This window comes from Hydrogenophaga sp., assembly GCF_041633695.1.
Taxonomy (GTDB): domain Bacteria; phylum Pseudomonadota; class Gammaproteobacteria; order Burkholderiales; family Burkholderiaceae_C; genus Hydrogenophaga.
In genome coordinates this window covers 1-5,918 of the sequence record NZ_JBFJMY010000264.1, presented here as the reverse complement: position 1 = coordinate 5,918, position 5,918 = coordinate 1, and the positions used below count along the sequence as shown (strand labels likewise).

Annotated in this window: 3 protein-coding genes; 1 reads left to right on the top strand and 2 read right to left on the bottom strand. The window is 65.4% G+C overall.

The features are described 5' to 3' along the window. The coding region (locus tag ABYB95_RS15465) for a c-type cytochrome (protein WP_372659461.1) at positions 1-2,554 on the top strand (2,554 nt) is incomplete at its 5' end. A 67-nt stretch (positions 2,555-2,621) separates the two neighbouring features. Here ABYB95_RS15465 and ABYB95_RS15460 read toward each other — a convergent pair. Then, positions 2,622-5,216 (bottom strand): PAS domain S-box protein, encoded by a 2,595-nt coding sequence (locus ABYB95_RS15460; RefSeq protein ID WP_372659460.1) that lies wholly within the window; start codon positions 5,214-5,216, stop codon positions 2,622-2,624. Beyond that, a partial coding sequence (locus ABYB95_RS15455; protein ID WP_372659459.1) for an ATP-binding protein occupies positions 5,213-5,918 on the bottom strand: 706 nt, incomplete at its 5' end. The genes ABYB95_RS15455 and ABYB95_RS15460, both read right to left, overlap by 4 nt.

Genomic DNA, 5,918 nt, shown 5'->3' with positions numbered 1-5,918 from the left:
TGTTTTGCGCGCCGATCTGGCGCGCCTGATGGGCTTGACCGATGTCCAGATCGACGTCATCCGCATGGAGGCTTCGGGTTGTTATGGGCGCAACTGCGCCGACGACGTGGCGGCCGACGCGGCCTTGCTCTCGCGCGCCGTGGGCGCGCCGGTGCGGGTGCAGCTCACGCGCGAGCAAGAACACGCCTGGGAGCCCAAGGGTGCGGCCCAACTGATGCAAGTCCAGGGCGGCCTGAATGCCGATGGCTCGGTCGCGGCCTACGACTTCCAGACCTCGTATCCGTCCAATGGCGCACCCACGCTGGCCTTGTTGCTGACCCGCACCGTGGAGCCCCTGGCGCAAGCCTACGAGATGGGCGACCGCACCGCGCGTCCGCCGTACGACTACGACCACTTGCGCGTGACCATCAACGACATGCCGCCCATGTTGCGTGCGTCGTGGTTGCGTGGGGTCTCGGCCTTGCCCAATTCGTTCGCGCACGAGTCCTATATCGACGAGTTGGCCACCGCAGCCGGGGTGGACCCGGTGGAGTTCCGGCTGCGCTATCTGAACGATCCGCGAGCGGCAGAACTGTTGCGCACCACCGCCGAGCGTGCCGGTTGGGTGGCGCACACACAGCCGCAGCAGCAGGCCGTGCGTGAAGGCCAAGGCGGCAAAGACGAGGACGATGGGCCCGATCTGCTGCGCGGCCAGGGCGTGGCCTACGCGCGCTATGTGCACAGCAAGTGGCCGGGATTTGGCGCTGCCTGGGCGGCCTGGGTGGCCGACGTGGAAGTCAACCGCAAGACCGGTGAGGTGCATGTGCGCCGCGTGGTGGTGGGGCACGATGCCGGTACGCTGATCAACCCGGCGGGCGTGCAGCACCAGATCCACGGCAACGTGATCCAGACCACCAGCCGCGCCCTCACCGAGCAGGTCACGCTGGCGCCCAGGACGCAAACCGTCAACAGCCTGGAGTGGGGCGCCTACCCGATTCTGAATTTTCGCGATGTGCCGGTGATCGATGTGGTGAGCATGCCGCGACCGGGCGAAGCCCCGCTGGGTGCGGGCGAATCCTCTTCCGTGCCGGGCACGGCGGCCATTGCCAATGCGATCTTCGACGCCACCGGCGTGCGGTTTCGCCAGCCGCCGTTCACGCCAGAGGTGGTGCGGGCCGCTCTGCATCCGGTGCGAGACCTGGGCTCGGCCTCTGCGGCCTTGCCGGCGCCCCGCGCCGAACCGACGCTGCCCGAGCAAGCACCATGGCCCCGGCGGCGCAGCGCTTGGGCGCGTGGCACCGCCATGCTCGCGGGTGGCCTGGGCCTGGTGGCGGCTTTGCTGGGCTGGCGCAGTGTGATCGCGCCGGTGGCCGCAAGCGGTGCTTCGGTCTACAACGCGGCCACCATCGAACGCGGGCGCGTACTGGCCGCCGCTGGCGACTGCGTGGTCTGCCACACCGCGCCGGGCGGTGCACCCAACGTGGGTGGGCGGGCCATGGACACACCGTTTGGCACGGTCTACACCACCAACCTCACACCCGACCCCGATACCGGCATCGGCCTGTGGTCGTTCAGCGCATTCCAGCGCGCCATGCGCGAAGGCATTTCGCGCGACGGCAAACACCTGTATCCGGCATTCCCCTATACCGCGTTTGCGCAAATCGGCGACGAAGACCTGACCGCGCTCTACGCCTACCTGATGGCGCAGCCCGCGGTGCGCTCGGCGCCGCCCACCACGCAGTTGGCCTTTCCGTTCGGTGTGCGTCCGCTGATGGCGGGCTGGAACGCGCTGTTCCACGATCCGGCGCCGCACCGCCCCGACCCGACGCAGACGGTGGAATGGAACCGGGGCGATTACCTTGTCAACGGGCTGGGGCACTGCGGCGCCTGCCACACACCACGCAACGCGCTGGGCGCGGAGCGTGGTGGCCCGGCCTTTCTGAGCGGCGCACTGGTCGATGGCTGGGAAGCGCCCGCGCTGACCGGTTTGTCGCGCGCGCCGGTGCCCTGGACGCAAGACCAGCTCTACCGCTATCTGCGCCATGGCCATGCCCCGCAGCATGGCGTGGCCAGCGGCCCCATGGCCCCGGTGGTGCAGCAGCTGGCCGCGCTGCCCGACGCCGACATCCGCGCCATGGCGACGTATCTGGCGTCGTTCTCCGAACCGCTGTCAGAGGCCGAGAGTGCTGCGCGCGCGCAGCAGGTGGTCTTGTCGGCACAAGCCGCGTCGGCCACCTTGCCCGGACCCGGGCAGCGTTTGTTCGACGGTGCCTGTGCGGCTTGCCACCACGATGGCGACGGGCCGCATTTGCTGGGCGTGAACACCCCGCTGGCGCTGAACAGCCAGTTGCACAGCGAGCGTCCCGACAACCTGGTGCGCGTGATCCTGGACGGGGTGCGCAGCCCGGCAGGTCCTGAGATCGGCTTCATGCCAGCGTTCCGCCAAGCCCTGGACGACGAACAGATTGCCGTGCTGGCGGGTTATATGCGCGGGCGGTTTGCACCGGCAGAGCCGGTCTGGCGCGATCTGCCTGCGACGGTGGCGCATTTGCGCGCAGCGCGCCACACCGATTGAGCCACACCGATTAAAAAAAGCCTGCAGGTCGGGCGACGCCGGTGTTGGTGCGGCGCCGGGGGCGCGCTCAGGTGTCCAAGCCTGCTTCGTTGCCAAAACAAAACCGGAAGGTGGCGCCCAGCCCCGGCACGCCTTCGCCCTCGATGTGACCGCCGTGGCGCTCGATGATGCGCCGCACGGTGGCCAGACCGATGCCCGAACCTTCGAATTCTTTGGCGCCGTGCAGCCGGTTGAACGGCTTGAACAAGCGGTCGCTGCGCGCCATGTCGAAGCCGGCGCCGTTGTCGCGCACAAAGAAGACCATCCGACCGGTGAGCGGAGTGGCTTCCTGACCGATTTCAATGCGCGGTTGGGTCTGATGGCGGCTGTACTTCCAGGCGTTGCCGAGCAGGTTTTCCAGCACGATTCTGGCCAGATCGGGGTCGCAGTTTGCGATCAGTCCCGGTTCCACATGGATGTCTACTTGGCGCTGTGGCTCGCGTTGTTGCTCGTGCCGCAACACGTCGTGTGCCAGTTCGCTCAGATCAACCGGCTTGCGCGTGAGTTCACTCTGGCTGACGCGCGCCAATGCCAGCAAATCGTTGATCAGGCTGCTCATGCGGGTGGTCGAAGCCATGACCCGCTGGATCAATTCCTCGTCGGGTGCTTGTATACGCTCCGCCATCTGATCGCGCAACACGTGCATGAAGCCGGCGATGGCGCGCAGCGGCGACTTCAGGTCGTGTGACACGGTATAGGCGAAGGTGTCGAGCTCCCGGTTGAGGTATTCGAGTTGAGCTGTGCGCTCCTCCACCCGGTGCTCCAGGGTTTCGCGCAGCTTCTGGATTTCACGGTCGCGCCGCAAGCGGATCAGCTCGGCGTTGCAGCGGCTGGAGAAGATGGCCATCATGGCCAGCAGCTCCGGCGTGCGGTCCATGGGTGTTTTCCACATGGCCGTGAGTAGACCGATGGGGCTGCCATCGGCGTCGCGCAGCGCGACACCGATGTAGCTCTCATAACTACTGCCGATGGGGAACTGGTCGGGGGAAAAGCGCCGCTTCAAATCACCGAAAAAATGGCTGGTACCTACTGTGTCCACCGTGTGGCCGCAGGGCGTGCCTGCCAGTGGGTAGCGCACATTGGGTACCAAGGCGGCGTCGTGATACGCAGCCACGGTTTGCACGTTTTGCATGGGGTCGATCTCGCCGACGATCACCAGGTCGGCCTTGAAGGCATGCGCCATGTGTTGCACCAAGGATTGGAAGAACCGCAGCCCGGTTTCTCTGGACAGGCCTTTGGCCATATTCAGCAGCAAGGTTTCGCGGCGTCTGTCTTCACTGTCATCCACTGCGTACGACAGTTCACAGGCATCACCATCGACTTCGATCACCACCGACCAGATTTTCACGGTGATCGCATCCCCTTTGCGCGTGCGCAGACGGGCCGAATAACCCAGGGTCTGGCCCTTGCGTTGCAGCAGACCGATGAACTGGTTGCGCTCGTCTTCGCTGAACCAGAGCCCGGCTTGTTGCCAGTTTTTGCCGCGAAGTTCTGCGTTGTTGTAGCCCAGCACCTTTTCATAGGCGGGATTGGATTCGATGAAGCAACCATCGCTCAACCGGGTGATGGACATGCCCAGCGGGCTGGCCTGGAAGGCTCTGGAGAAGCGGTCTTCGGAGCGGCGAAGCGCGCGCTGCGCCCGTGCCTGCGCGCTCACGTCCAGCACCGTCACAATGAGCAGCGGTTCGGGACCTTGTGTCACCTGGGCTGCCGACACCAGGCCTTCGAATGTGCTGCCATCGCGGCGTTTTCCAATGGCCTCGAAGGCTTGCACATAGCCCTTTTCCTGCATTTGGGCGACAAACTGTTTGCGTTCCTCTTGGTCCTGCCAGAACATCGGCGGGGTCGCCGTCGACAGTTGTGCTCGCGTGATGCCAAACATGCGCAGATAGGCGTCGTTGGCCTCCAGCAGTTTCTGTGTCTCTGCTTGCACCACCAGCGTGGCCGCCGGGTTGTTGTGGAACAAGGCCATGAACTGGCCCTCGCTGGCGCGCAGTTGCCGCTCCACCTGCTTCTGACGCGTGAGTGCAAGGTCTTGCTTGTGCAAGGCATCTGCCAGGCGTTTGCGCCCCACATACACACTGACCAGAATGCCGGCCATCACCACACTCTGTGTGATCCACAGCGCCCAGCCTGCGCGGAGGTCGGGACGCTGGTGCAACAGACCCATGTTTTCGGCGATGTTGAGCCCGGCCAAGGCCGCCACGCACAACAGCGCCGTCAGGACCATGGTGCGCACCGGCAGGAACGAGGTCGATCCCACCACCGCTGCGATCATGACCAGGACCGCCGCGCTGCGCACCGAACCGTGGGCCATGGTCCCGAGGATGCCGGCCACGAGAATGCCAAACACGAGCAGGTGTATCGCCAGCCGGTAGCGCTGCAGGCGGTAGAGCAGCCACACGGTCCAGATCAGCAGCGTCAGACCGGCGGCGGTGAAAAAGAGAGCTGTAAAACCTTCGCGCCGGTACAGAAACCAGGTCACCAGGGGCACGCCCAGACTCAGCGTGAGGATGATGCTCCACAGCGCGTGGCGCTGGTGCTGTTGCAGCAACGCCGAGTGCGTGGGGTCGTTCGGGGGCGGCTGTACGGACGCGCGCGCAGATCCTGATTCTTCGCTCATGGCTGGTTTGCTTCGAAAGAAAAATACAGGGAGGTACCTTCGCCGACCCGGGAATCCGCCCGGATACGGCCGGCGTGGCGCTCCACGATGCGGTGCACCGTGGCCAGGCCAATGCCCGATCCTTCGAACCCCTCACTCGGCATGTGCAGGCGCTGGAAGGGCTTGAACAGCTTGTCGGCGTGCCGCATGTCAAAGCCCACGCCGTTGTCTCTGACAAAGTACTCGCCTGGCCCGCCCGACGTGCCGGGCATCTGCCCGAACTCGATCAGCGGATGGGGCTGGTCGCGGGTGTACTTCAGCGCGTTGCTCAGCAGGTTGTCGAGCGCGATGCGCGCCAGGCTCGCGTCGCAGCGGCACAGCAGGTCGGGCTGAATGCGCCATTCGATGGCACGCTCCGGCATTCGGGTTTGGGTGCGGCGGCGGATGTCCTGGACCAGGTCGCTCAGATCCACTTCGACCATCTCCAGCATGCCTTGGCTGATGCGGGCCAGCGACAACATGTCGGCGATGAGGTCGCTCATGCGGTGGGTGGCGGCGAGCACGCGTTCCATCATCGCGCGCTCGTCTGCGCTGGCGCGGTCCTGGAGTTGGTCTTTCAACAATTGTGTGAAACCGTCGATGGCGCGCAGCGGCGATTTCAGATCGTGCGACACGGAGTAGGCGAACGAGTCCAGCTCGGCGTTGACCTGTTCCAGCTCGGCG

Coding starts and splice junctions, on each gene's coding strand:
- ABYB95_RS15460 (WP_372659460.1), bottom strand. CDS start 5,216: ATGAGCGAAGAATCAGGATCTGCGCGCGCGTCCGTACAGCCGCCCCCG.